Here is a 25,997-nt window from a genome sequence, read left to right on the forward strand (position 1 = left end):
AGGGATTTGCGTCGGAAATAGGAATGCGTATCATTAACCGACCCGCAGCCCTCGCTGCCATCCGCTCCGCCTAGCCCTGTCGCCAAGCCGGTGCCTCTCCCGACGGGCCTCCATGCACCCTGTTCCACCAGCGTCGCCGCGCCTCTCCACCCCGCCCACCGCCGCCTCGCGTGGGCTGCCGCCCTGGCTGGGCGTGCTGGCGCGCACCCTGGCCGCGATCGTCGGCGGCTATGCGCTGGCCGCGGCCACGGCGGTGCTGTTGCCGCTGCTGTGGCCGTCGGTGCGTGCGCAAGCGGTGTTGAGCGGCATGATGCTGGGCATCCTGGTCTGCGCCTGCACCGTGCTGTGGGCATTCGCCGCGCGCAGCGCCGGACGTGCCTGGCTGGGCATCGCCGCGCTGCTGGCGCCGATGGCGCTGGCCATCGCCTGGCTGCAGCAGCACGCGCCATGAAGCAGGGATTCCGCCAATCGATGGCCTGGCTGCACACCTGGAGCGGCCTGCTGGTGTCCTGGGTGCTGCTGCTGATCTTCATGGCCGGCACCGCCAGCTATTTCCGCAACGAAATCAGCCGCTGGATGCGTCCGGAACTGCCGAGCGCGCAGCCGAGCACCGACGTGGTCGCCGCACGTGCGGTGGCGCTGCTGCAGCGCGAGGCGCCGCAGTCGCCGCAATGGTTCGTGTCGCTGGCCAACCAGCGCGCGCCGTTCACCGATCTGTTCTGGCGCAATCCACCGCCGGCCGACGGTGCCCGCCAGAGCCGCAAGGAGATGTTCGGCAGCGCCCTGCTCGACCCGGTCAGCGGCGAGGCCAGCCAGACCCGCGACACCCGCGGCGGCGACTTCTTCTACCGCCTGCACTTCGACCTGCACTACCTGCCGGCGCTGTGGGCGCGCTACATCGTCGGCTTCTGCGCGATGTTCATGCTGGTGGCGATCATCAGCGGCGTGATCACCCACAAGAAGATCTTCAAGGACTTCTTCACCTTCCGCCCGGCCAAGGGCCAGCGCTCGTGGCTGGACTTCCACAATGCCAGCGCGGTGCTCGCCCTGCCCTACCACGCGATGATCACCTACACCGGGCTGGTCACGCTGATGCTGATGTACCTGCCCTGGGGCATCAAGACCGCCTATCCCGATGCCGAGCAGGCGTTCTACGCCGAGGCCTTCCAGGAGCCGCAGAACCTGCGCGAGGCCAGCGGCACGCCCGGGCACATGCTGCCGATCGCGCAGCTGCTGGACGTGGCGCGCCGCGAATGGGGTGCGCAGGCGCCGATCGCCGGCTTCACCGTGTACAACGCCGGCGACGCCGCCGCGGCCATCCAGATCCGCCAGGGCGACGGCCAGCGGCTGGGCTACACCACGCCCTCGCTGCTGCTGGACGCGGCCAGCGGGCAGATCCTCGGCCGCAGCGGCGAACTCGGCGCCGCTGCGGAGACCCGCAGCACCCTGTACGGCCTGCACCTGGCGCACTTCGCCGGGCCCTGGCTGCGCTGGCTGTTCTTCGGCTGCGGCCTGCTCGGCTGCCTGATGGTGGCCAGCGGCGCGATCCTGTGGGCGGTCAAGGAGCGGCCCAAGCACGCCAAGGCCGGCCGCATCGGCCTGGGCCTGCGCCTGGTCGACGCGCTCAACATCGGCACCGTGGCCGGGCTGCCCATCGCCTTCGCCGCCTATTTCTGGGGCAACCGGCTGCTGCCGCTGCACCTGGAATCCCGCCCGGAAAGCGAAGCGACGGTGTTCTTCCTGGCCTGGGCCGCGGCCCTGATCGCCGCGCAGGTGTGGCCGAAGCGCCCGATGTGGGCCTGGCAACTGTATGCGGGCGCGGCGCTGTTCGGCTTGCTGCCGCTGCTCAACGCCGTCACCACCGATGCGCACCTGGGCGTGAGCCTGCTGGCCGGCGACTGGGCGCTGGCCGGGTTCGACCTGGTCTGCCTGTTCCTCGGTATCGCCCTGGCGCTGGCCGCGCGGCGCATGCAGCGTTGGCAACCGCCGCTGTCGGCGGCCGAACGCCGCGCCCGCGAACGCGGCGGACCCGGCAAGCCGGTGCTGGCCACGGAGGGCGCATGACCGTGCTCGGTCTGTGCCTGGCCTTCTCCGGCTTCGTCGCGCTGTGCCTGGGCATGGAGAAGCACCAGCTCGAGCTGTACGGCGCACGCCGCGCCACGCCGCCGCGCCTGCGGCGACTGCAGGCCGCCGGCTGGTTGCTGCTGAGCGCGGCATTCGCCAGCTGCGTTGCAGCGCGCGGCTGGGACATCGGCCCGGTGCTGTGGGTGGGCTCGCTCAGCGCCAGCGCGGCGCTGCTGACCCTGGGCCTGCTGCCGTACCGGCCGCGGCTGATCGTGCCGCTGGCGTTGCTGGCGCCGCCGCTGGGCGTGGGCGCCGCCCTGCTGGGCTAGAGACCCACGTTCGCTCAGCGGCCGGCAGTCGCCGTCGGCGGCCGTAGTTCCGCGGCGGTGCGCGCGCCGGCGAACACCAGCACCAGCCCCGCCGCCAGGGTGATCGCCAGGTACAGCGGCACCATGCCGAGGCGGCCGTTGCGCACGAACACCATGCTTTCCATCATCAGCGAGGAGAACGTGGTCAGCCCGCCGACCAGGCCCACGATCAGCAGCGCCCGCCAGTACGGCGCGCTGGCGCCGCGGCCTTCGATCCACACCAGCAGGAAGCCGCCGACGAAGGCGCCGGCCAGGTTCACCGCCAGCGTGCCCCACGGGAAGCCGGCGCCGTAGCGCTGCAGCAGCGCACTGCCCACCGCGAAGCGCAGCCCGGAGCCGACCGCGCCGCCGGCCATCGCCAGCAGTAGTTGTTGCCACCACAGGGTCAGGTTCATGCGCGCCTCCGCGAGACGAACGCCGGAGCGGCAGCAGAAATACGAGAAGGAACGGGCATCGGATTCTCCACAAGGACGATGCCGGGGCGCGAGCCTGCCACCCCGGCGGGGGTTGGGCAGGCATCATCAGCGCGCAGTGCTGCGGGCGGTTCGAGGAGGAATGCCATCTCCTGTGCGCCGATTATGAAGCCGATCGACCGGCCTTGTCAGCCCGCGCCTGCTCGCGCGCGGCGCGCAGGCGGTCGAGCTTGTCCTTGAGCTTGATCTCCAGGCCGCGCTCCACCGGGCGGTAGTACACGCGCTCGCCCATCGCATCGGGAAAGCCGGTCTGGTCCAGGGCGATGCCGCCTTCGGCGTCGTGGTCGTACTGGTAGTCGGCGCCGTAGCCCAGGGTCTTCATCAGCTTGGTCGGCGCATTGCGCAGGTGCAGCGGCACCTCCTGGGTGCCGGTCTCGCGCACTTCGGCCTTGGCCTGGTTGAACGCGGCATAGCCGGCGTTGGACTTGGCGGTGCTGGCCAGGTACAGCACCAGTTGCGCGAAGGCCAGTTCGCCTTCGGGGCTGCCCAGGCGCTCGTAGATGTCCCAGGCTTCCAGCGCCATCGACTGCGCGCGCGGGTCAGCCAGGCCGATGTCCTCGATCGCCATGCGGGTCAGCCGCCGCGCCAGGTAGGACGGGTCGCAGCCGCCATCGAGCATGCGCGTGAGCCAGTACAGCGCCGCGTCCGGATTGGAACTGCGCACCGACTTGTGCAGCGCCGAGATCTGGTCGTAGAACTGCTCGCCGCCCTTGTCGAAGCGGCGCGTGCGGTCGGCCAGCACCTGCTGCAGGGTCTGCGCGGTGATCTCGCCGCCCTCGTCCTGGGCCAGTTCGGCGGCGATCTCCAGCAGGGTCAGCGCGCGCCGCACGTCGCCATCGGCGGCGCCGGCGATCTCCAGCAGCGCCGCATCGGAGACCTGCAACTGCTCGGCGCCGAGCCCGCGCTCGGGATCGTGCAACGCCCGCTGCAGCGCCTCGGCGATGTCCTGTGGCGACACCGGCTCCAGCACGTGCACGCGGCAGCGCGACAGCAGCGCCGAATTCAGTTCGAACGAGGGATTTTCGGTGGTGGCGCCGACGAACAGGATGGTGCCGCGCTCGATGTGCGGCAGGAACGCATCCTGCTGCGCCTTGTTGAAGCGGTGCACCTCGTCGACGAACAGCACGGTGCGGCGGCCGTCGGCGAAGCGTTGCGCGGCCTCGGCCAGCACCAGGCGCACTTCCGGCAGGCCGGACAGCACCGCCGAGATCGCCTTGAACTCGGCTTCGGCGTACTGCGCCAACAGCAGCGCCAGCGTGGTCTTGCCGCAGCCGGGCGGCCCCCACAGGATCATCGAGTGCACGCGGCCGGACGCGACCGCGCGGCGCAGCGCACTGGTGGGTGCCAGCAGGCGCTTCTGCCCGACCATCTCGTCGAGCGTGCGCGGGCGCATGCGCTCGGCCAGCGGGCGCATGGCCTCGCGGTCGACGCTCAGCAGGTCGGGCGTATCGGAAGCGAAGGGTCTGCGTTTGGCCATGCGCCCATTCTATCGCCGCGGCCCGTGCACGCCGTGCGGCCTGCATGCGCCCTGCCCGCGGCCCGCTCGCTGCAAGCCCGCGCGGCACCGACGCCAGCGCTAGAATCGCGGCGCCTCCCCTGCCCGGCCGCCCCCCGCCATGAGCCACCACGACACCCTGGACGCGTTCACCCATCAGCACGACTTCCTCGGCACGCGCCACGAGCGCAACGCGCGCCGCACCTGGGCGGTGGTAGCGCTGACCGCCGCGATGATGATCGTGGAGATCGTCGCCGGCTGGTGGACCGGCTCGATGGCGCTGCTGGCCGACGGCCTGCACATGGCCACCCACGCCGGCGCGCTGTCGCTGGCCGGCTTCGCCTACTGGTTCGCGCGGCGGCACCGGCACAACCCGCGCTTCACCTTCGGCACCGGCAAGGTCGGCGACCTGGCCGGCTTCTCGAGCGCGCTGATCCTGGCGCTGATCGCCCTGGGCATCGGCGTGGAGTCGGCACTGCGCCTGGCGCAGCCGGTGCACATCGCCTATGACAAAGCGCTGTGGATCGCGGCGCTGGGCCTGCTGGTGAACCTGCTCAGTGCCTGGATGTTGGGTGCCGACCACCACCACGATCACGGGCATGGCCACGGCCACGCACACGCCCACGCCGCGCATCGGCATGACGACCATGCGCACGCGCACCACGATGGGCATGACCACGATCATGCCCATGGTCACGACCATCCCCACCCTCACGATCACCACGGGCATGCGCACGCCCACGCCGCGCCCGCACAGGCCGTCGGCCACGACCGGCACGCCCACGCCGACCACAATCTGCGCTCGGCCTACATGCATGTGCTGGCCGACGCGCTGACCTCGGTGATGGCGATCGTTGCCCTGCTGCTGGCCAAGTACCTGGGCTGGACCTGGACCGATGCGCTGATGGGCATCGTCGGCGCCATCGTCATCGCACGTTGGTCGCTGGCGCTGCTGCGCGACACCGGTGCGGTGCTGCTCGACGCCTCGGCGCCGACGGCGCTGCAGGCGCAGATCCGCGACCGCCTGCAGCAGGACGACGAGCGCATCGCCGACCTGCACGTGTGGCGGGTCGGCCCCGGCCAGCACGCGGCGATCGTGTCGCTGGTGACGCACCGGCCGCGGCCGGCGGCGTTCTACCACGCGCGCCTGCAGGGCGTGGCCACGCTGGGCCATGTCAGCATCGAAGTGCAGACCTGCCCCAACTGAGCGAAAAGCCCGCCGCGCACCGACCCGGCGCGCGGCGGCCGTCGGCTCAGCGGTCGCCGACCACGTCCACGTCCTTGTCCGGGACGTAGCGGAAGGTGCCGCTGGCGAAGGCCGGATTGCGCTTCCAGTCGCTGAAGCTGATGTCGGTGCGCTGGCCGACCGGGTCGACCACTTCCATGCGCGCCAGGCCGTTGCGGTCGAAGCCGAGCTTGGCCATCTGGAAGCTGGCCTCGGTGTCCACCTTCGGCGTCATCGTCAGCCACTGCAGTCCGTCGCGGGCCACCGCTTCCTCGCTGACGTCGTACTGGCGGTCGAGCCGGCCCGGATCGATCAGCGCGGTCAGCGGGCTGTTCTGTTCCTCGCTGCCCTGCGCGCGCACCGTGGCCTGCTTCAGGTCCGGGTCGTACACCCAGACCTTGCTGCCATCGGCGACGATCAACTGGGTGTAGGGCTTGCGGTACTCCCAGCGGAACAGGCGCGGCGCCGACAGCGCGACGCGGCCGCTGGAGCTTTCCTTCAGCGTGCCCTTGCCGTCGTAGACCTTCTGCGCGAACTGGCCGTCCAGGCCCTTCAGCCCGCGGGTAAAGGCGGTGAGGTCCTCGCGGGCGCCGGCGAAGGCGGAGCCGGCCAGCAGCGCGGTGGCGAGGACGGTGTAGCGGAGTGTGCGAAGCATGCGGATGGATTTCCGGATGGAGTGTGGGAAGTGTGACGCGACGCGCCTGAATAGGCGATCAGAGGGCGCGGCCGGCCGCGCCAGGGCTACGGCCCCGTCTGCATCCGGCTCAGGTCGCCGTACAGGATCTGCCCGCGGAAGCCGCGACGCACCTGCTGGTACAACTCGCGGAACGCAGCGTAATCCTGCGGCTGGCACAGCGCCGCCGGGCCATGGATCGCACGCCGGTGCAGCGTATGCGTGGCAGTCACGGTCTGCCCGTCGCGCACCCAGGTGGCGGCGTACTCGCCGGCGGCGTTGCGGAAATGGGTGTCGGCCGGGATCGCGATGATCGGCACGCTGTCCGGGAAGGTTAGCCGGTAGGTCTCGCTGCGGGCGTTGTCGTTGCAGTAGAACGGGGTCAGATTGCGCTCGGCCGAAGCCGTGCTGTAGACCCCGCGCACCGAGTCGGCGCCGGGCATCAGCGGCAGGCTCATGCCGCCGACCACGCCGAAGTCGACGTAGTCGTGGGCGCGGAAGCGGTAGGCGTAACCGAAGGGCCGGGTCAGATCCTGCGGCGTGCCCTGCAGCAGCAGCTCGCCGCTGCCGTCGAAGCCGGAGGCGGCGACGATCGACTCCTCGATGCGGGTGCGGTTCTGCGCGTTGAGCTGCACGAACATCGTGCGCAGGCCGACCTCGCCGACGTCGCCGCTGTCCAGGCGGGTGATGCCGCTCAGGCTGCCATCGGCGGCGAAGCGGTAGTCGGTCTCGACCAGGTAGCGATTGACCTTGGCATCGTCCGGCGGCGTGCGCGCCACGGTGCCGTCGGCGGTGTGCAGCACCGGCGCGCCCAGGTCGCCGGCCGGCAACTGGCCGAAGCGCGCGTACGGGCTGGTCGAATCCACGTACAGCTTGAACTCGGGCAGATAGGTGATGGCATGGTTGAAGCGGCCCAGCACCGGCACCTCGGGCAGGGTCGGCCCGCCCTGCGCGCCGATCAGCACCGGCGTGCTGGCGATGCCCTTGGCCGCCAGCAGCGCCTCCAGCACCACGGTGTGGTCCTTGCAGTCGCCGTAGTGGTTGTCGAGGATGCTGTCGGCGCTGTTCGGCTGCAGCCCGCCATTGCCCAGGTACACCGCCACGTAGCGGATGTTGCGCGCCACCCAGTCGTACAGTGCCGCGGCCTGCGCGCGGCGGTCGCTGATGCCGGCGGTGATCTGCTCGGCGCGTGCGCGCACCTTCGGGGTGACCTGCGCGGCGGCGGCGCTGCTGTGCTGGTAGGCCTGGGCCATCTGTGCCCAGCGGCGGAAACTGCTGGCCATGATGATCGGGCTGAATTCCCAGGTCGCCGCCGTCCAGTTCTGGCTCTTCATGGGCTCGCGGCGGCTGTAGCGCCATTCCCAGCGCGCCTGCTCGCCGTCGATCTGCGGCGTGTTGCTGCCCTGCACGCCGCGCGTGTACAGGTGCATCTGCAGCCGCCGCGGCGCCACCAGCGTCACCGTGGCGTCGTCGTACTGGGAGAACACGCTGAAGGTTTCCCACAGGCTGAAATAGCCGGGGAAGTACGGCACGTTCTGGGTGCGGCGCACCCGGTACACCAGGCGCGCGCCGGGCATCAGGTTGGGGAACACCACCACCTTGACCTTGCGGTCGGCGTACATCGCCGCCGCCGCGCTGGAATAGCTCTCCTGGGTGTAGATCTTGTCGGCCGGCACGTCGTGGCGCAGCCCGTCCGGGGTCAGGGTGTAGGCAGCCAGCACCTCCAGGGTCTCCAGCTTCTCGCTGTAGCCCAGCCGCACCTGGCTGAACTGGTCGACGCCGGCCTTGGTCTTGAGCAGCAGTTCGTACTCGTCGGTCTCGACGCTGGTGGCGTCTTCGCGCACCTCGTAGTCGGCGCGGTAGCGCACGTAGCTGTAGTTGTTGCTGACCACCGGTGCGGCCGCCGCGCCCGCCGCCTGATCGGCATCAGGATGTGCGGCCGGCGCCGGTTGCGCGGCGGTGGCGCCGGCCAGCGCCAGCAGCGCCGCTCCGAACAGCCAGCGCGCGGCGCGCAGCGGCGCCAGTCCACTCAGGCGCAGGCCATGGCCGGCGAAGGGCGCGGCGTGCATCACTTCGGTGGCGGCGGCGCCAGCACGCTGCGGTCGCCGTTGTGTTCGGGCGGGCTGACCACGCCGGCGGCTTCCATCGCCTCGATCAGCCGCGCGGCGCGGTTGTAGCCGATCTTCAGCCGCCGCTGCACGCCGGAGATGGAGGCACGGCGGGTCTCGGTGACGATGCGCAGGGCCTCGTCGTACAGCGGGTCGGACTCGTCGCCGCCACCGCCGCCGGCTTCGGGCAGGCCGGTGGCGCCGATCACGGTGCCGTCGCCCATGGTCTGCACCTCGTCGAGCACGCCCTCGATGTAGTCGGCCGGGCCGCTGGCCTTGAGATGCTCGACCACCCGGTGCACTTCCTCGTCGCTGACGAAGGCGCCGTGCACGCGATCCGGCATCGCCGTGCCCGGCGGCAGGTACAGCATGTCGCCGTGGCCGAGCAGGGTCTCGGCGCCGGACTGGTCGAGGATGGTGCGCGAGTCGATCTTGGAGCTGACCTGGAAGGCGATGCGGGTCGGGATGTTGGCCTTGATCAGGCCGGTGATCACGTCCACCGAGGGCCGCTGGGTGGCCAGGATCAGGTGGATGCCGGCAGCGCGGGCCTTCTGCGCCAGCCGCGCGATCAGCTCTTCGACCTTCTTGCCGACGATCATCATCATGTCGGCGAATTCGTCGATGAAGATGACGATGAACGGCAGCGTGTCCAGCGGCCGCGGCGCCTCGGCCAGGTCCGGGTTGGGCTTGAACAGCGGGTCCATCAACGGCTGCCCGGCGTCCTGCGCGTCCTTGACCTTCTTGTTGAAGCCGGCCAGGTTGCGCACACCGACCGCGCTCATCAGCTTGTAACGGCGCTCCATCTCCGCCACGCACCAGCGCAGGCCGTTGGCGGCCTCCTTCATGTCGGTGACCACCGGCGCCAGCAGGTGCGGGATGCCCTGGTAGACGCTCAGTTCGAGCATCTTCGGGTCGATCATCAGCATCCGCAGGTCCTTGGCCGAGGCCTTGTACAGCAGGCTCAGCACCATCGCGTTGACCGCCACCGACTTGCCCGAGCCGGTGGTACCGGCGACCAGCAAATGCGGCATGCGCGCCAGGTCGGCCACGGTCGGGCGGCCGGCGATGTCCTTGCCCAGCGCCAGGGTCAGCGGGCTGGTCGACTTGTCGTATTCCTTGGAGCGCAGCAGCTCGCTGAGATAGATCATCTCGCGGCTGACGTTGGGGATCTCCAGGCCGATCACCGACTTGCCCGGGATCACGTCGACCACGCGCACCGACTTCACCGACAGGCCGCGGGCGATGTCCTTGTCCAGCGAACTGATCTGGCTGACCTTGATGCCCGGCGCCGGCTCGATCTCGAAGCGGGTGATCACCGGGCCGGGATAGGCGCCGACCACCTGCGCCTCGATGCGGAAGTCCTTGAGCTTGAACTCGATCTGCCGCGACAGGGTTTCCAGGGTCTCCTCGGAATAGCCCTTGGCCTGTGGCTTGGGGTCGTCCAGCAAGGCCAGCGGCGGCACCCCGGACGGGTCGCTGCCGGTGCCGTGGAATAGCGGGATCTGCTGCTCGCGCTTGGCGCGCTCGCTCTTCTCCACCACCGGCGCCGGCGGCGGCTCGATCTTGACCGGCTCGCGCTTGGCGCGCTGCACGGCATCGACCTTGCGCACTTCCTCGCGTTCCTCGCGCATGGCGCGGGTCTGCTGCCATTCGTTGGCCTGCTGGCTGCCGCGGCGGGCCAGCGCCGGCAGCGTCATCACCGCCTTGCCGATGCGCTCCATTACCGCGAACCAGGACAGCCCGGTGGCCAGGGTCACCGACACCAGCAGCAGCACCAGCACGAACAGGTTGGCGCCGAGCGCGCCGAACCCGGCGCCGAGCGAGTTGCCAACCAGCTTGCCGAGGATGCCGCCGGCCCCGGCCACGTCGCCGGCGAACAGGCGCAGGTGCAGCAGCCCGGTGGCGGCGATCAGGAAACCGACGATGCCGACCAGGCGCAGCGCCGGCCCCAGGTCGGCCTCGCCATCGCCATCGCTGTCCATGCCGAACAGCGCGATCCAGGAGATCGCGCCGATCACCACCGGCAGCAGGAAGGCCACGTAGCCGAACAGTTGCAGCAGCACGTCGGCGATCCAGGCGCCGAACTTGCCGCCCATGTTGTGCACCGGTGCGACCACGCTGCCGGTATGCGACCAGCCCGGATCGGTCGCCGAGTACGTGGCCAGGCTGGCCAGCAGGTACAGCAGCAACGGCGCGATCGCGATCAGCGCCAGATCGCGCCACAGCTTCTGCCGGCGAGGGTTGGGCGCGGCGCCCTGCTTGCGTGCCGCCGCATTGGCGCCCTGGGATTTGCCGCGTTCCGGAACCTGCTTCGCCACGCTATGACCAGACCTTAGAAATGCATCGTTAGTGATTGATAATAAACGACTCGCCCTTGCATTTCAGCAGTCGGTACCTGAATCGTCCGGTCTTTGCGCAGGCCGACGCTGGCAATGCCCGATCGAGGCGGGCAACGACGTGCGGCGCACGCTGTCTGTCGCGGCGGGCCGCAGCGTTTCCGCCACGCGGCTTGATTCGTTCCAGGCCGGCCGCCACTCTATGTGACTTCGCCGGAACCCGCGCAATGCCGCGCTTCGGCCGCCATTTCACCCTGTTCGCGAGTATACATGAGCCCCTCTGCCGCCAATTCCGCCAAGCATTCCCGCCTGCTGATCCTGGGTTCCGGCCCGGCCGGCTGGACCGCCGCGGTCTACGCCGCGCGCGCCAATCTCAAGCCGATGGTGATCACCGGCCTGCAGCAGGGCGGCCAGCTGATGACCACCACCGAGGTCGACAACTGGCCGGGCGACCCGCACGGCCTGATGGGCCCGGACCTGATGGCGCGGATGCAGGCGCATGCCGAGCGCTTCGAGACCGAGGTGATCTTCGACCACATCCATACCGCCGACCTGGCGCAGCGCCCGTTCCGGCTCAGCGGCGACAGCGGCGACTACACCTGCGACGCGTTGATCATCGCCACCGGCGCCACCGCCAAGTACCTGGGCATCCCCTCGGAAGAGGCGTTCAAGGGCCGCGGCGTGTCGGCCTGCGCCACCTGCGACGGCTTCTTCTACAAGGACCAGGACGTGGTCGTGGTCGGCGGCGGCAACACCGCCGTGGAAGAGGCGCTGTACCTGTCCAACATCGCCCGCAAGGTCTATCTGGTGCACCGCCGCGACACCCTGCGCGCGGAAAAGATCATGCAGGACAAGCTGTTCGCCAAGGTCGCCGCCGGCAAGATCGAGACCGTCTGGCACCACCAGGTGGACGAAGTGCTGGGCAACGAGGCCGGCGTCACTGGCGTGCGGGTCAAGTCGGTGCAGGACGGCAGCACCCGCGACCTGGAGGCGCACGGCTTCTTCGTCGCCATCGGCCATCACCCGAACACCCAACTTTTCGATGGCCAGTTGGCCATGCACAACGGCTACCTGGAGATCCGCTCCGGCCTCGGCGGCGCCGCCACCGAGACCTCGGTCCCGGGCGTGTTCGCCGCCGGTGACGTCGCCGACCAGCACTACCGCCAGGCGATCACCTCGGCCGGCTTCGGCTGCATGGCCGCGCTGGACGCCGAGCGGTATCTGGACAAGGGTGCCTGAGTCCGCGCAGGCCCTGAGCTGCCGGCGTCCGGCCGGCAGCGGCCGGGCGCCCGCGCGGGCGGCAGGTGGCACGGGCGGCCGCTGCGCCGCCCTCTACCGCAAGTCGTTACGGCGATGAGCCGGATCCGCTGGCTGCGCCAGCTCGACGCGGTCGCCGCTGCCGACTGGGACGCCCTGCACGACGGCCGCAATCCGTTCGTCGCCCACGCGTTCCTGGCCGGCCTGGAGCAGCACGGCTGCCTGCGCCCGGACTGGGGCTGGAGCCCGCTGCATCTCACCGTCTGGGACGGCGATGCGCTGGTCGCCGCGGCGCCCGGGTACGTCAAAAGCAACTCGCACGGCGAATTCGTGTTCGATCATGCCTGGGCGCATGCCTACGCGCGCTATGGCCAGGACTACTTCCCCAAGTGGCTGTGCGCGGTGCCGTACTCGCCGGTGACCGGGCCGCGGCTGCTGGCGCGCGATCAGGCGGCGCAACAGGAACTGCTCGCGGCCATGCAGGCGCTGACCGAGAGCACCAACCTGTCCTCGGCCCACGTCAATTTCCACCGCGCCGAGGAGGACGCCGCGTTCGGCGCCGACTGGCTGGAGCGCAACGACGTGCAGTACCAGTGGCACAACGACGCCGGCTGGACCGGGTTCGACGATTACCTGGGCGCGATGGACCACAAGCACCGCAAGAACATCCGCCAGGAGCGGGCCAAGGTGCAGCGCGCCGGCATCGACTTTCGGGTGCTGCACGGCGACGAGGCCAGCGCTGCCGACCTGCAGGCGATGTATGGGTTCTATCTGCGCACCTTCGACGACTACGGCAATTCGCCGGCGCTGACCCTGGAATTCTTCTCACATCTTGCGCGAACGATGCCGCACAACCTGTTGATCTTCCTCGCCATGCATGAAGGCGCGCCGGTAGCCGGCGCGTTCTGCCTGCGCGGCGGCGACACCTTGTACGGCCGTTATTGGGGCGGCGACGCCCTGCCCGGCCTGCACTTCGAGACCTGCTACTACCAGGGCATCGAATACTGCCTGCGCGAGGGTCTGACCCGCTTCGAACCGGGCGCGCAGGGCCAGCACAAGATCGCCCGCGGCTTCCTGCCGCGGCTGGTACGCAGCCGTCACTGGATCGCCGACCCGGGCTTCCGTGTGCCACTGGCCGAGTGGTGCGCCCAGGAACGCGCCGAGGTGCGCCAGCACGCGGCGGCGCTGCAGCGCCACTCGCCGTTCCGCCACGACGCCTGAGGCATCGGCTACGCTGCCGGCGATGCGTCGTCTCCCTGCCCTGCTCGCGGCCGATCCCGCCGCCCCGTTCCCGCCGCCGTCCAGCGCCCTGCGCGAGCCGGACGGCTTGCTCGCGGTCGGCGGCGACCTGTCGCCGACGCGCCTGCTCGCGGCCTATGCGCAGGGCATCTTCCCCTGGTATTCCGACGGCGAGCCGATCCTGTGGTGGAGCCCGGACCCGCGCACCGTGTTCCGCAGCGATGGCGTGCGCCTGTCCTCGCGCTTCCGCCGCAGCCTGCGCCACTGCCCGTGGACGGTGCGCGCCGACACCGCCTTCGCGCAGGTCATCGATGCCTGCGCACAGATCCCGCGCCCTGGGCAGGACGGCACCTGGATCACCGCACCGATGCGCGACGCCTATCTGACCCTGCACCAGGCCGGCCACGCGCATTCGGTGGAAGTGTTCGACGGCAGCGAACTGGTCGGCGGCATCTACGGAGTGGCACGCGGACGCATGTTCTTCGGCGAGAGCATGTTCAGTGCGCGCAGCGGCGGCTCCAAGGTCGCGCTGGCGGCGCTGGCGCGGCGCCTGCACGGCTGGGGCTGGCCGCTGATCGACGCGCAGGTGGAGAACGATCACCTGCTGAGCCTGGGCGCCGAGCGCTGGCCGCGCGCGCGCTTCCTGGAGACCATCGCGCCGCTGGCGGCGGCGCCGGCCCAGAACGGGCCCTGGACGTCGCGATTCGGGTCGCTGGCGGCGCTGGAACTGGCCCGGGATTGAGCGGGATTAACGCAAACTTTGCATGGCGCGGCGCAGGCGAGTAAAATCCTCGCTCTTCAGGCCTTTGGCCGCTCCGAATCGCACAGGATTACATGTCGAAAGACGACTCCATCGAATTCGAAGGCACCGTCAGCGAGACGTTGCCCAATACCACGTTCCGGGTCAAGCTGGAAAACGGACACGAAATCATCGCTCACATCTCCGGCCGCATGCGCAAGAACTACATCCGCATCCTGACCGGCGACCGGGTGAAGGTCGAAATGACCCCGTACGACCTGACCAAGGGTCGCATCACCTACCGCATGAAGTAATCCGCCGCGGGCGGACATGAAGAAGGCGGCCAGTGGCCGCCTTTCGCGTCTGCAACGGTGGATCGACGGTGACTTCGCCAGGCGGCTGCAGCCTCTGCAGCCGCCTTTCGTCGTGCCTGTCGGCCTCAGTCCACCGTCGCCGGCAGCAGGCGCTCGGGCTCGGCCTGGGTCTCCACCACCAGCTCGCCGTCGCGCACGTCGATGGTGACGCGGCCGCCGTTGACCAGCTTGCCGAACAGCAGCTCGTCGGCCAGCGGGCGCTTGACCTTGTCCTGGATCACCCGCGCCATCGGCCGCGCGCCCATCAGCGGGTCGAAGCCGTGCTGGGCCAGCCAGTCGCGTGCGGTCGGGGTCGCCGACAGCGACACGTGCTTCTCCTGCAGCAGCATCTCCAGCTCGATCACGAACTTGTCGACCACGCGCAGGATGTGGCTGAAGGCCAGCGGCTGGAACTGCACCACCGCATCCAGGCGGTTGCGGAACTCCGGGGTGAAGCTGCGACGGATGATCTCCATCGCATCGGTGGAGTGGTCCTGCTGGGTGAAGCCGATCGAGCGCCGCGAGGCCTGGGTGGCGCCGGCATTGGTGGTCATCACCAGGATCACGTTCTTGAAGTTGGCCTCGCGTCCGTTGGTGTCGGTGAGCACGCCGCGGTCCATGACCTGCAGCAGGATGTTGAAGATATCCGGGTGCGCCTTCTCCACCTCGTCCAGCAGCAACACGCAGTGCGGGGTCTTGACGATCTTCTCGGTCAACAGGCCGCCCTGGTCGAAGCCGACGTAGCCCGGAGGCGCGCCGATCAGGCGGCTGATCGAATGCGGCTCCATGTACTCGGACATGTCGAAACGCACCAGCTCGATGCCCAACTGCAGCGCCAACTGCTTGGTGACCTCGGTCTTGCCCACGCCAGTGGGACCGGCGAACAGGAAGTTGCCGATCGGCTTTTCCGGATTGGCCAGGCCCGAGCGCGCCAGCTTGATCGACGAGGACAGCGTCTCGATCGCCGGATCCTGGCCGAAGATCACCATCTTCAGGTTGCGCTCCAGGTGCTGCAGCACGTCCTTGTCGGTGGCGCTGACCTGCTTGGCCGGGATCCGCGCCATCTTGGCGACGATGGTCTCGATCTCCTCGATGTCGATCAGTTCCTTGCGCTGGCCTTCCGGCAGCAGCCGCTGGCGCGCGCCGGCCTCGTCGATCACGTCGATCGCCTTGTCCGGCAGCAGTCGGTCGCCGATGTGCTTGACCGACAGGTCCACCGCCGCTTGCAGCGCGTCGTCGGCATAGGTCACGCCGTGGTGCGCCTCGTACTTGGGCTTGAGGCCCTGCAGGATCTCGAAGGTTTCGCCCACGGTCGGCTCGACGATGTCGATCTTCTGGAAGCGCCGCGCCAGGGCGCGGTCCTTCTCGAAGATGCCGCGGTATTCCTGGAACGTGGTCGAGCCGATGCAGCGCAGCTCGCCCGAGGACAGCGCCGGCTTGATCAGGTTGGACGCGTCCATGGTGCCGCCGGAGGCGGAGCCGGCACCGATGATGGTGTGGATCTCGTCGATGAACAGCACCGCGTTGGGCACCTTCTTCAGCGAGGTCAGCACGCCCTTCAGGCGCTTCTCGAAGTCGCCCCGGTACTTGGTGCCGGCGACCAGCGCGCCCAGGTCGAGCGAGAAGATCACCGCATCGGCCAGCACCGCGGGCACGCTGCCTTCGACGATGCGCTTGGCCAGGCCTTCGGCGATGGCGGTCTTGCCGACGCCGGCCTCGCCCACGTACAGCGGATTGTTCTTGCGGCGGCGGCACAACACCTGGATGGTGCGCTCGATCTCGTCGGCGCGGCCCACCAGCGGGTCGATGCGGCCGTTGCGGGCCTGCTCGTTCAGATTGGTGGCGTACTCGGCCAGGGCATCGCCCTTCGGCTCGCCCTCGCCCGCCTCACCCTTGGGCTCGCCGTCGGCTGGCGCGGCGTGCTCGCCGTCCTCGCCCATCTTGGCGATGCCGTGGGACAGGTAGTTGACGATGTCCAGGCGGGTGATGTCCTGCTGGTTCAGGAAGTACACCGCATGCGAGTCCTTCTCGCCGAAGATCGCCACCAGCACGTTGGCGCCGCTGACCTCCTTCTTGCCCGAGGACTGCACGTGGTAGACCGCCCGCTGCAGCACCCGCTGGAAGCCCAGGGTGGGCTGGGTGTCGCGGCCGTCATCCTCGGCCAGGCGCGCCACGGAGGCCTCGATGGCCTGTTCGAGGTCGCTGCGCAGCCGCTCGACGTCGGCGCCGCAGGCCTTGAGCACGGCCTGGGCGGAGGGGTTGTCGAGCAGCGCCAACAGCAGGTGCTCCACCGTCATGAACTCATGACGGGCTTCCCGGGCACGCTTGTAGCACTGGCCGATGGTCTGCTCGAGATCTTTGCTGAACATGGTGTACTCCGACGTCTGTTGCCAACAATATGTGGCTTGAGTTGCGAATTTCCACAACCCTATCGGATCAGTGTGTTCACACCGCGTTAGTCCGGGCAAACCGGTGACCGACGCCTCCCACTATCAGGCTTTTTCCATCGTGCACAACAGGGGGTGCTGGTTCATCCGCGAGAACTCGTTCACCTGAGCCACCTTGGATTCAGCCACCTCGCGGGTATAGACCCCGCATACCCCGCGGCCGCGGGTATGGACGTGCAGCATCACCTGGGTCGCGCGCTCCAGGTCCAGGGAGAAGAACTGCTGCAGCACCGTCACCACGAAGTCCATCGGGGTGTAGTCGTCGTTCAGCAGCAGCACCTGATACATCGGCGGGCGGGCGATTTCCGGCTTGCCGGTCTCCACCATGACGCCATGATCGTGCTCGGGGGAATTCTTGCGGGGCATCCGCCCATTATATACGGGGGCCGCCGGCCCGGATTGGACGATCGCCGGCCCTGCCCGCACAATTCCCCTCCTTTCGATGGCGCTTCGCATGCATTCGACGATGTTCCCCAAGGTTCCGCTGCTCGCCGCGCTGCTCGCCGTGGCCCTGCCGGCCGCCGCCGAGCCGCCGGACGCGGCGCTGGGCAAGCGCCTGCAGGCGCTGGGCTACGACGTGCAGGCCGACGAGGACGGCGATTACCAGGTGCTGTTCGGCCTGCGCGACAACGGCCGCGAGCGCAAGCAGCTCACCTACGTGCGCTCGCCGGTAGAGACCTTCGGCAGCTACCGCATCCGCGAGGTGTGGTCGCCGGCCTACCAGGCCCAGGGCGACAGCCTGCCCGCCAAGGTCGCCAACCGGCTGCTGGAGGATGCGCAGTCGGACATCCTCGGCGGCTGGGTGCGCCAGGGCGGCACCGCGGTGTTCGTGGTCAAGATCCCCGCCGATGCCGACGACACGGCGCTGCGCGAGGCGCTGGAGGCGGCCGCCCGCGGCGCCGACGCGATGGACGCCGAACTCAACGGCGGCAAGGATCTGTTCTGATGACGGCGGCCGCAGAACCCTGGCAGCCGGATGTGACCGTGGCCACGGTGGTGGTGCGCGACGGGCGCCTGCTGCAGGTCGAGGAAGCCATCGCCGGTGCGCTGGTGCTGAACCAGCCGGCCGGCCACCTGGAGCCGGACGAGAGCCTGATCGAGGCCGCGGTGCGCGAGACGCTGGAGGAAACCGGCTGGCAGGTGCAGCCGACCGCGTTCATCGGCGCCTACCAGTGGAAGGCCGACAACGGCCGCCACTACCTGCGCTTCGCCTTCGCCGCCGACCCGGTCGCGCACGACCCGCAGCGGCCGCTGGACACCGGCATCGTGCGCGCGCTGTGGATGACCCCGGCCGAGCTGGAGGCCGCCGCGCCGCGCTGGCGCAGCCCGCTGGTGTGGCAGGTGGTGGCCGATTTCCTGGCCGGGCGCCACTACCCGCTGGACCTGTTGCGGCAGGTGGCATGAGCGGCGCAACGGTCATGGTCGGGGTCTCCGGCGGCGTGGATTCGTCGGTGGCGGCCTGGCAACTGGTCCAGCAGGGTGCGGCGGTGTCGGGGCTGTTCATGCAGAACTGGGCCGACGACGGGAGCGGCGACTGCCGCGCCGACGACGACCGCCGCGATGCGGTGGCGGTCTGCGGGCGGCTGGGCATCCCGTTCCATTTCCGCGATTTTTCGCAGGAGTACTGGCAAGGCGTGTTCGCACACTTCCTGGCCGAATACGCCGCCGGGCGCACCCCAAACCCGGACGTGCTGTGCAACCGCGAGGTCAAGTTCAAGCATTTCCTGGACGCGGCGCGCGAACTCGGCGCCGAACGCATCGCCACCGGCCACTATGCGCGGGTGGACAGCGTCGGCGGCCGCTGGCGGCTGCTGCGTGGGCTGGACCGCAACAAGGACCAGAGCTACTTCCTGCATCAGCTGGGCCAGGCGCAACTGGCGGCGACCCTGTTCCCGGTCGGCGAACTGCCCAAGGAACAGGTGCGCCGCATCGCCCGCGAGGCCGGCCTGCCGACCCATGCCAAGAAGGACTCCACCGGCATATGCTTCATCGGCGAACGCGATTTCCGCGAATTCCTGGGGCGTTACCTGCCGGCCCGGCGCGGCGAGATCCGCGATCCGCACGAGCAGGTCGTGGCCGAGCATCCGGGGGTGTTCTACTTCACCCTGGGCCAGCGCGAGGGCCTGAACATCGGCGGGGTGCGCGGGCGCGCCGCGGCGCCGTGGTACGTGGTCGGCAAGGACGTCGCCCGGAACGTGCTGTACGTCGACCAGGACCGCGACAGCCCCTACCTGATGGCCAACCGGCTGCAGTCCGAGACCGCGCACTGGATCGCCGGCGCGCCGCCGGCACGACGCTTCGACTGCACCGCCCAGACCCGCTACCGCCAGGCCGACGAGCCCTGCACGGTCGAGGTCGGCGACGACGGCACCCTGTCGGTGCGCTTCGCGCGCCCGCAGCGCGCCGTCACCCCCGGGCAGTCGCTGGTGCTGTACCAGGGCGAGGAATGCCTGGGCGGCGCCGTGATCGCCACTACCGATGCCCCGCTGGAGCGCCGCCTGGCGCAGCAGGCACCCGCCGCACACGAGGACACGATTCCATGACCGATTCCATGGACGCGCGCATGCTGGCGCTGGCGGGCATGGCCCAGGCCCTGCAGCAGGTGCGGCGCATCGCCGAGACCGGCCAGTCGGAGGCGTCGCTGGTGCGCACCCTGCTCGACAGCGTGTTCCGCATCGACGCGCCCAGCCCCGAGGCGGTGTACGGCCGCCGCGCCGACCTGGCGCCAGGCCTGCGCCTGCTGCACAACTACTTCCGCAACCAGGGCCAGGACGAGGTGCTGCCGCGGCTGGCGCTGGCGGTGATCCAGCTGGAGCGGCGCTTCGCCGGCGATGCCGAGACCGACGCCAAGGTCGACGCCGGCCTGGCCCGGATCGCGCCGCTGCTGGAGCGCCATGGCGACAGCACCCACCCGGAGGTGATCGCGGCGATGGGCCAGCTCTACGCCGACACCATCAGCCACCTGCGCCCCCGGGTGATGGTGCAGGGCAATCCGCACTACCTGGGCCAGGCCGGGGTGGTGGCCGAGATCCGCGCGCTGCTGCTGGCGGCGGTGCGCGCGGCGGTGCTGTGGCGGCAGATGGGCGGCAGCCTGTGGGACTTCCTGCTGGCCAAGCGGCGCATGCGCGACACCGTGGACCGCGCGCTGGGCTGAGCCCGCGAGGGCACCGGCGCGGGGCCATGCAGCGCGCCCCGCTCGGCCGTTCTGCGACGCCGATCGTATGAATGTCGGCAGGTTTCGATGATCCGCTCACGGCGTTGCTAAAGACCCGGGGGGGACGGCCGATACAGCAATCGTGAATCTGCCGAGAACGTCCATGTACTCACGCCTCCTGATCCGTCTGGCCGCCCCGCTCGCCCTGACGCTGCTGTTCCCCATCGCCGCCGGTTTCGACTGGCCGGCCCCGGTCCGTTGGGCCATCCTCACCACCATGACGCTGAGCTGGCTCGGCTTCGCCGGCTGGACCGCGTACAGCCAGACCCGGCGCTCGCCGGAGCAGGCCAAGGTCATGCGCGAGCAGGACCACCTGCTGAACGAACTGCGCAGCTTCGTCGGCAACGAGATCGAGGGCTCCCGCTCCGAGATCGAACGTGCCCGCGAACTGATCCGCCAAGCCGTCAGCGGCCTGGGCGGCAGCTTCGAGGCAATGAACCGCAAGTCGCGGCAGCAGAGCGTGGCGCTGGCCCGCATCGTCGACCGCGCCGGCGAAGACGGCGGTGCCGGTGTGGACGTGGCCCGCTTCGCCCAGCATGCCAGCCAGCGCATGGAGCAACTGGTGGAGGCACTGGAGCAGGTCAGCGGCCAGAGCAGCACCACGGTGCACTACATCGACGACATGTCCCAGCATCTGGACGGCATCTTCGCCCTGCTGGAGGACGTCAAGTCGATCGCCGACCAGACCAACCTGCTGGCGCTGAACGCGGCGATCGAAGCGGCGCGTGCCGGCGAGGCGGGCCGCGGCTTCGCGGTGGTGGCCGACGAGGTGCGCAACCTGTCCGAGCGCTCGACCACCTTCAACGAGCAGATCCGCAAGCTGGCGCACAGCTCCAAGGACGCCATCGCCAAGGTCCGCGAGACGGTCTCGAACATGGCCTCGCGCGACATGGACCGCTCCCGCGAGGCGCGGGCCGAGGCCGCGGCGATGCTGGACAACGTGGCCGCGATCAACCACTCGCTGGGCGACGGCATGCGCGAGATCTCCGAGTGCGGCCGCGCCATCGACAGCAGCGTCGCCGAAGCGGTGCGCGCCCTGCAGTTCGAGGACATCGCGACCCAGGCCCTGGGCGGCGTGCACACCCACCTGGACCGCCTGACCGCGATCAACCGCGAGGCCGTGGCGCTGCAGGAACTGCTGCACCGCAATGGCGGGGTGTTCGACCACGAACTGATCGACGCTCTGCAGCGGGTCGGCAACCGCCTGCGCGACATGCGCACCGAGTGGGAGCGCCCGCCGCACAAGCCGGTGGCGCAGCAGAGCATGGGCGCCGGCACTGTCGAGCTGTTCTAAAGCCCGCCTTGTCGTCCTCCGCGCCATGAACCGACGAGTCCCCGGCCCCTGCCGGGGCTTGTCGTCTCTGCCCTTCCCGTCCGGCCCCGTCGATGTCGATGCCTCTCCAGTCCCTGTCCCGAGTTGCGGCCATGTCCTGCGATGAACGCAGCAGCGCACACGCGTCCTCGTCCGAGCCGGTGGCCGATCCTGGCCCGCGGCCGGTGACCGCGCCGCGCCAGCCCGGCCACGCACTGCGGCGGCTGGAGACCCTGGCCCAGGCCGAACTGCGGCAGTTGCTGATCGCGCACGCACCGACGCAGCAGGACGCGCGCATCGCCGACCCGGTCTGGGCCGGCCTGGCCTGGGACATGGGCCTGAACGGCAGCGCGGTCGCCGCCGCCGGCACCCCGGCGCCGCCGGTGCACTTCCCGCTCTACGACGGCGACTGAGTCGATCGCGGCGGTTGCGTTTGCGGGCGGCGAGCGGAGCCTGTGCGTGGCATGCGCTCGGAGCACTGCCAAGATGATTCACCCAACCTCATCGCGTTGGATCTCGCTTGGCGCGTGAGGCCGAGCCGATCGTCCGCACTCCGCATCTGTAGGAGTGGCTTCAGCCGCGACAAGGCGGTATCGGTAATGCTCGTCGCGGCTGAAGCCACTCCTACAAGGCGATGTCTGGTCTCGCTAGACCACGGCAAGACGCAGCGATGCGCAATGCCGTTTGGTCGCGGCAAGCGAGCGACACGTGCCCGGCCGGCCACCTGCAGTCGGGACTGAAGTTCCTCCCACACCTACTCCGATCAGATCGCGACATCGTCGTTCCAGAAGCGGATTCGGCGGCGAGCTGCGACATCGACCGACATCGCATCCAGCGTCGTGGGTAAAGCTTCCAACGCAATTCAGCGCCGGAGCGCGGGAACGCTCCTGTGGGAGCGACTTCAGTCGCGACGCGTGACGCCCTCCGGTAGCGTTGATGCGCTTGCAGTCGGAATTCAAATCCCTGCCACAACGGCCGCGATCAGATCGCGGCATCGTTGATGCAAGCGCGAATTCGGCGATAGAGATGCGACATCGACCGGCATCGCATCCGGGCCAGTGCCTGAAGCCGCTTCCGCACTGTCGGGCGTCGGGTCGCGGCGGAAGCCGCTCTACGCGACGCCGTACACCGCTGGCGGATCAGCTCGGATTCTCCAGCGAGAACAGGTCCGCCTGCTTGTCGTAGGCGAAATACTCGGCGTAGCGCGCCCAGCTGGTGACCGCCTGCACCGTCTCCGCCGCATAGGCCTCGGACATGTGGTCTTCCAGCTCGTCGCGGAAGCGGCGCGCCGGCGCGTGATGTGCGGGGCGTTCGTCGAGCACGCGGCGGATGTGCGCGGCCAACGGCACGTAGGTGGCCAGGTGCTGGGCGAACAGCTGCTTGCGCGCATCGGTGCCCAGCTCGGCGAAGCGCTGCCCGGCCGGCGTCAGCTGCAGGTCGCCCTGTTCGAACACGGCGAAGCGCAGCAGTTGCAGGGTCTCGGCGATCGGGAACAGTTCGTCCACTTCCAGTTGCAGGCCGGCGGCCAGCGGCGGCAGGTCGGCCCGGCCGTGGTACGGCTCGGCCGCCACCGCCTCGATCAGGCCGGCCATCAGGTTGCTCGAGACCCGCGGCAACACCATGGCGATGCCGCTGCCCGGGAACACGCCTTCGCGGGTCTGTGGCCGCTGCGGGCTGGCGGTCATGCGCGCGTAGATGTCGTCGACCAGGGCGCGGAACGCCGGTGCCAGGCGATTGCGCGGCTGCGGCAGGGTCACCTCGATCTCGCCGATCACCCGCCCCGGGTTGGCGCCGAAGATCACGATGCGGTCGCACATCAACACCGCCTCTTCGATGTTGTGGGTGACCATCAGGATCGATTCGATCGGCATGCGCCCTTCCGACCACAGATCCAGCAGGTCGGTACGCAGGGTCTCGGCGGTCAGCACGTCCAGCGCCGAGAACGGTTCGTCCATCAGCAGCAGCTTCGGCCGCACCACCAGCGCCCGCGCCAGGCCCACGCGCTGGCGCATGCCGCCGGACAGTTCCTTCGGATAGGCGCCCTCGTAGCCGTCCAGGCCGATCAGGTCGATCGCCGCCAGGGCGCGCCGGCGGCGCTCGTCGGCGGCCACGCCGCGCGCCTCCAGGCCGACTTCCACGTTCTGCAGCACGGTCAGCCACGGGAACAGGGCGAAGCTCTGGAACACCATGGCGATGTCGTCGGCAACCTGGCCGGGCGCGGCGTCGCGGAAGGCGATGCTGCCGGCGCTGGGCTGCAGCAGCCCGGCGATGGCGCGCAACAGGGTCGACTTGCCCGAGCCGGAACGGCCGAGCAGGCCCACGATCTGCCCCGAGTGCAGGGTCAGGTCGACATCCTCCAGTACCACCAGCGGCGTCGCCCCGCCCTTGTCGTAGGTCTTGCGCACGCCCTGCACGCGGACCAGCGGGGCGCGCTCGGGCACGCTTGCGGAATAGCTCATGGTCGGTCTCCAGGAATCAGTCGAAACGCAGGCGGCGTTCGGCGAAGGCGTACAGGCGTCGCCAGACCGCGCGGTTGAAGAGGGTCACGAACAGCGACATCACCGCCACCCCGAGCAGCACCCGCGGGCCGTCGCCGGCGGCGGTGGCGCGGGCGATGTAGGCGCCGAGGCCGTAAGCCTGCACCTGGGTGTGGCCCCAGCTGGCCAGCTCGGCCACGATGCTGGCGTTCCAGGAACCGCCCGACGCGGTGAGCGCACCGGTGATGTAGTACGGAAAGATGCCGGGCAGGATCACCCGCCGCCACCAGGTCCACGAGCGCAGGTGGTAGATGGTCGCGGCCTCGCGCAGATCGGTGGGGAACGCGCTGGCGCCGGCGATCACGTTGAACAGGATGTACCACTGGGTGCCGAGGATCATCAGCGGCGACAGCCAGATGTTGGGGTCGGCGCCGGTGCTGACGATGGCCAGCACCGCGAACGGGAACAACACGTTGGCCGGGAACGCGGCCAGGAACTGCGCCAGCGGCTGCACCCGCTGCGCCACCTTCGGACGCAGCCCGATCCACACCCCGATCGGCACCCACACCACGCTGGCCAGGGCGATCAGCACCACCACCCGCAGCAACGTCGCCAGGCCGCCGCCGAAGGCCTCGGACAGGTCGTGCAGGCCCAGATGGCGACGGCCATAGTCGTAGGCGAACCAGGCCGCGGCCGCACCGGCGACGGCCAGCGCCGCGCTCCACAGTCGATCGCCCCAGACCCCGCTGCGGCCGGATGCGCGCGGTGCCGCCACGGGCTGCGGCTGGCGCCGCGGCGTCCAGCGCACCAGCATGGCGCGCTGCCAGATCCAGGCCAGCGGTGCGACCAGGCGCTTGGCCAGGCGCGTGCGCCGCAGCAGGTCGTACAGCCACGACTGCGGCTTGTCCTGCGAGGCGGTGAGTTCGGCGCGGAACTTGTCCGACCAGGCCACGATCGGGCGGAACAGCAACTGGTCGTACAGCGCGATCAGCACGGCCATCGCCACCACCGCCCAGCCGACCGCGGCGAAGTTGCGCTGGCCGATCGCCAGCGCCAGGTACGAGCCGATGCCGGGCAGTTCCAGGGTGTGGTCGCCGACGCTGATCGCCTCGGAGGCGACCACGAAGAACCAGCCGCCGGACATCGACATCATCATGTTCCAGATCAGCGAGGGCGTGGCGTACGGCGCCTCCAGCCGCCAGAAACGCTGCCAGGCGCTGAGCCCGAAGCCACGCGACACCTCGTCCAGGTCGCGCGGCACGTTGCGCAGCGACTGGTAGAACGAGAACGCCATGTTCCAGGCCTGGCTGGTGAAGATGGCGAAGATCGAGGCCAGCTCGGCGCCGATCTGGCGGCCGGGGAACAGGCCGAGGAAGAAGGTCACGGTGAAGGTGAGGAAGCCCAGCACCGGCACCGACTGCAGGATGTCCAGCGCCGGCACGATCACCCGCTCGGCGCGCCGGCTCTTGGCGGCCAGAGTCGCCACCACGAAGGTGAACACCAGCGAGGCGGCCATCGCCGCGAACATGCGCAAGGTGGTGCGCAGGCCGTATTCGGGCAGCTGCCACAGATCCAGCGACACCGCGGCGGTGCCTGCCGGCGGCAGCGGCGCGCGCATGTCGGACGCGCCGTGCAGCAGCAGCGCGCCCAGGCCCAGCAGCAGCGCGAACACCGCCAGATCGTGCAGGTTGGGCAGCACGCCGGGGCGTGCGGCGAGCTGTCCGGGCGCGGAGCGGTCGCGAGCGAATGGCAGCATGGGAAGATCCGGCAGGAGCGGCAGCGGACGCCGCAAGGAAAAAGGACGCTGGCGCGGGTCGCGAAGCGGACCGCCCAGTGTGACCGGGGAAGATGTACGCCGTGCGTCAGCCGCTGCCGGCCGCGTGGGCATGCACCGGCTGGATGGCACACGCACGCCGTCGCCGCGCCACGCAACCGCGCAGCGACGAACGAATCAGGGACGAGGGCGATGACAGGCGCATGGGCGGCTCCGACGACGGGAAACGCCAGGGGCTACGCTCGGAGTCCTCGCGGATCGGGCTTGCGCACTATCGGAATCAAGGCCAGCGCCGCGAGGGGCTGGCGAACGATCCCGTCCTGAGCGGACGGGACCCATCTGGGACGACCCAGACCGTGGCGGTCCTGTCAGCTCTGTCGCTGCAGCGTCGGTCTAGGATGACTGTCCAAGGAAGGTGGCCTCTGGCCGGGAAACGATGGGCG

The 25,997-nt window shown here is 69.7% G+C and carries 23 protein-coding genes and 1 riboswitch; of the genes, 14 read left to right on the forward strand and 9 right to left on the reverse strand.

Translation table 11 applies throughout. From position 1 onward, the window contains the following. The first annotated feature begins 112 nt into the window (after nt 1–112). From QN245_RS10520 to QN245_RS10530, 3 genes are read left to right on the forward strand one after another with little or no spacing between them, the layout of a single operon-like run. Nucleotides 113–451: a DUF3649 domain-containing protein gene (locus QN245_RS10520; protein ID WP_317845272.1), complete on the forward strand. Its 339-nt coding sequence runs from the start codon at nt 113–115 to the stop codon at nt 449–451. Then, nucleotides 448–2,064, forward strand: a complete 1,617-nt coding sequence (locus tag QN245_RS10525; RefSeq protein ID WP_317845273.1) for a PepSY-associated TM helix domain-containing protein — start codon at nt 448–450, stop codon at nt 2,062–2,064. Before QN245_RS10520 ends, QN245_RS10525 begins: the two co-directional genes overlap by 4 nt. Then, on the forward strand, nt 2,061–2,393 hold the full coding sequence (locus QN245_RS10530) for a DUF3325 domain-containing protein (RefSeq protein WP_184647656.1): 333 nt from the start codon (nt 2,061–2,063) through the stop codon (nt 2,391–2,393). The genes QN245_RS10525 and QN245_RS10530 overlap by 4 nt, the downstream gene beginning before the upstream one ends. 14 nt (nt 2,394–2,407) lie before the next feature. On the opposite strand, the gene crcB is transcribed toward QN245_RS10530, so the two are convergent. Both crcB and QN245_RS10540 read right to left on the reverse strand, forming a co-directional pair. Beyond that, nucleotides 2,408–2,827, reverse strand: a complete 420-nt coding sequence (gene crcB, locus QN245_RS10535) for a fluoride efflux transporter CrcB (protein WP_160967452.1) — start codon at nt 2,825–2,827, stop codon at nt 2,408–2,410. Between the two features lie 110 nt (nt 2,828–2,937). Then, a riboswitch (Fluoride riboswitch) is annotated at nt 2,938–3,007 on the reverse strand. 1 nt (nt 3,008) lies between these two features. Next, nucleotides 3,009–4,382, reverse strand: coding sequence for a replication-associated recombination protein A (locus tag QN245_RS10540; protein WP_317845274.1), 1,374 nt, complete (start codon nt 4,380–4,382; stop codon nt 3,009–3,011). A 139-nt stretch (nt 4,383–4,521) separates the two neighbouring features. On the opposite strand from QN245_RS10540, the gene dmeF reads away from it, so the two are divergent. Then, a complete protein-coding gene (gene dmeF, locus QN245_RS10545) occupies nt 4,522–5,607 on the forward strand; it encodes a CDF family Co(II)/Ni(II) efflux transporter DmeF (protein WP_317845275.1) in 1,086 nt (361 codons plus the stop codon). 46 nt (nt 5,608–5,653) lie between these two features. Here dmeF and lolA read toward each other — a convergent pair whose 3' ends face one another. The 3 genes from lolA to QN245_RS10560 form a co-directional block, all read right to left on the reverse strand. Further along, nucleotides 5,654–6,280: an outer membrane lipoprotein periplasmic chaperone LolA gene (gene lolA / locus QN245_RS10550; RefSeq protein WP_160967457.1), complete on the reverse strand. Its 627-nt coding sequence runs from the start codon at nt 6,278–6,280 to the stop codon at nt 5,654–5,656. 86 nt (nt 6,281–6,366) lie between these two features. Further along, a complete protein-coding gene (locus QN245_RS10555) occupies nt 6,367–8,367 on the reverse strand; it encodes a DUF3857 domain-containing transglutaminase family protein (RefSeq protein ID WP_425612933.1) in 2,001 nt (666 codons plus the stop codon). Beyond that, nucleotides 8,367–10,724: a DNA translocase FtsK gene (locus QN245_RS10560; RefSeq protein ID WP_160967459.1), complete on the reverse strand. Its 2,358-nt coding sequence runs from the start codon at nt 10,722–10,724 to the stop codon at nt 8,367–8,369. The genes QN245_RS10555 and QN245_RS10560 overlap by 1 nt, the downstream gene beginning before the upstream one ends. A 288-nt stretch (nt 10,725–11,012) precedes the next feature. Between QN245_RS10560 and trxB the strand changes: the two genes are divergently transcribed. The 4 genes from trxB to infA all read left to right on the forward strand — a co-directional run bounded on the left by trxB (nt 11,013) and on the right by infA (nt 14,291). After that, nucleotides 11,013–11,981 carry a thioredoxin-disulfide reductase gene (gene trxB, locus QN245_RS10565; protein ID WP_317843137.1) on the forward strand — a complete coding sequence of 323 codons (969 nt, stop codon included), beginning with the start codon at nt 11,013–11,015 and terminating at the stop codon, nt 11,979–11,981. A 114-nt stretch (nt 11,982–12,095) separates the two neighbouring features. Further along, on the forward strand, nt 12,096–13,220 hold the full coding sequence (locus QN245_RS10570; protein ID WP_317843138.1) for a GNAT family N-acetyltransferase: 1,125 nt from the start codon (nt 12,096–12,098) through the stop codon (nt 13,218–13,220). Between the two features lie 22 nt (nt 13,221–13,242). Beyond that, nucleotides 13,243–13,980: a leucyl/phenylalanyl-tRNA--protein transferase gene (aat, locus tag QN245_RS10575; protein WP_317843139.1), complete on the forward strand. Its 738-nt coding sequence runs from the start codon at nt 13,243–13,245 to the stop codon at nt 13,978–13,980. A 92-nt stretch (nt 13,981–14,072) separates the two neighbouring features. Then, nucleotides 14,073–14,291 carry a translation initiation factor IF-1 gene (infA, locus tag QN245_RS10580; protein WP_004425677.1) on the forward strand — a complete coding sequence of 73 codons (219 nt, stop codon included), beginning with the start codon at nt 14,073–14,075 and terminating at the stop codon, nt 14,289–14,291. Nucleotides 14,292–14,416: 125 nt separating this feature from the next. Here the strand turns inward: infA and clpA are convergent, their stop codons facing one another. Then, entirely contained in the window at nt 14,417–16,699 is a 2,283-nt protein-coding gene (gene clpA / locus QN245_RS10585) for an ATP-dependent Clp protease ATP-binding subunit ClpA (protein WP_317843140.1), read from the reverse strand. A gap of 123 nt (nt 16,700–16,822) precedes the next feature. Next, a complete protein-coding gene (gene clpS / locus QN245_RS10590; protein ID WP_019796528.1) occupies nt 16,823–17,143 on the reverse strand; it encodes an ATP-dependent Clp protease adapter ClpS in 321 nt (106 codons plus the stop codon). 76 nt (nt 17,144–17,219) lie between these two features. Here clpS and QN245_RS10595 point away from each other — a divergent pair, with 76 nt between their 5' ends. From QN245_RS10595 to QN245_RS10620, 6 genes are all read left to right on the forward strand, one after another. After that, a complete protein-coding gene (locus QN245_RS10595) occupies nt 17,220–17,723 on the forward strand; it encodes a hypothetical protein (RefSeq protein ID WP_184447957.1) in 504 nt (167 codons plus the stop codon). After that, nucleotides 17,723–18,181 carry an NUDIX hydrolase gene (locus QN245_RS10600; protein WP_317843141.1) on the forward strand — a complete coding sequence of 153 codons (459 nt, stop codon included), beginning with the start codon at nt 17,723–17,725 and terminating at the stop codon, nt 18,179–18,181. Before QN245_RS10595 ends, QN245_RS10600 begins: the two co-directional genes overlap by 1 nt. Further along, nucleotides 18,178–19,320 carry a tRNA 2-thiouridine(34) synthase MnmA gene (mnmA, locus tag QN245_RS10605; RefSeq protein WP_317843142.1) on the forward strand — a complete coding sequence of 381 codons (1,143 nt, stop codon included), beginning with the start codon at nt 18,178–18,180 and terminating at the stop codon, nt 19,318–19,320. Before QN245_RS10600 ends, mnmA begins: the two co-directional genes overlap by 4 nt. Further along, nucleotides 19,317–19,931 (forward strand): high frequency lysogenization protein HflD, encoded by a 615-nt coding sequence (gene hflD, locus QN245_RS10610; protein ID WP_317843143.1) that lies wholly within the window; start codon nt 19,317–19,319, stop codon nt 19,929–19,931. Before mnmA ends, hflD begins: the two co-directional genes overlap by 4 nt. A 163-nt stretch (nt 19,932–20,094) precedes the next feature. Beyond that, nucleotides 20,095–21,285 carry a methyl-accepting chemotaxis protein gene (locus tag QN245_RS10615; protein WP_160960851.1) on the forward strand — a complete coding sequence of 397 codons (1,191 nt, stop codon included), beginning with the start codon at nt 20,095–20,097 and terminating at the stop codon, nt 21,283–21,285. A 131-nt stretch (nt 21,286–21,416) separates the two neighbouring features. Further along, nucleotides 21,417–21,716, forward strand: a complete 300-nt coding sequence (locus QN245_RS10620) for a hypothetical protein (RefSeq protein WP_317843144.1) — start codon at nt 21,417–21,419, stop codon at nt 21,714–21,716. A gap of 726 nt (nt 21,717–22,442) precedes the next feature. Here QN245_RS10620 and QN245_RS10625 read toward each other — a convergent pair. Continuing rightward, on the reverse strand, nt 22,443–23,762 hold the full coding sequence (locus tag QN245_RS10625) for an ABC transporter ATP-binding protein (protein WP_184447960.1): 1,320 nt from the start codon (nt 23,760–23,762) through the stop codon (nt 22,443–22,445). 16 nt (nt 23,763–23,778) lie between these two features. Next, nucleotides 23,779–25,536, reverse strand: coding sequence for an ABC transporter permease (locus tag QN245_RS10630; protein WP_317843145.1), 1,758 nt, complete (start codon nt 25,534–25,536; stop codon nt 23,779–23,781). Between the last annotated feature and the right edge of the window lie 461 nt (nt 25,537–25,997).

The organism is Xanthomonas rydalmerensis (assembly GCF_033170385.1).
Classification (GTDB): Bacteria; Pseudomonadota; Gammaproteobacteria; order Xanthomonadales; family Xanthomonadaceae; genus Xanthomonas_A; species Xanthomonas_A rydalmerensis.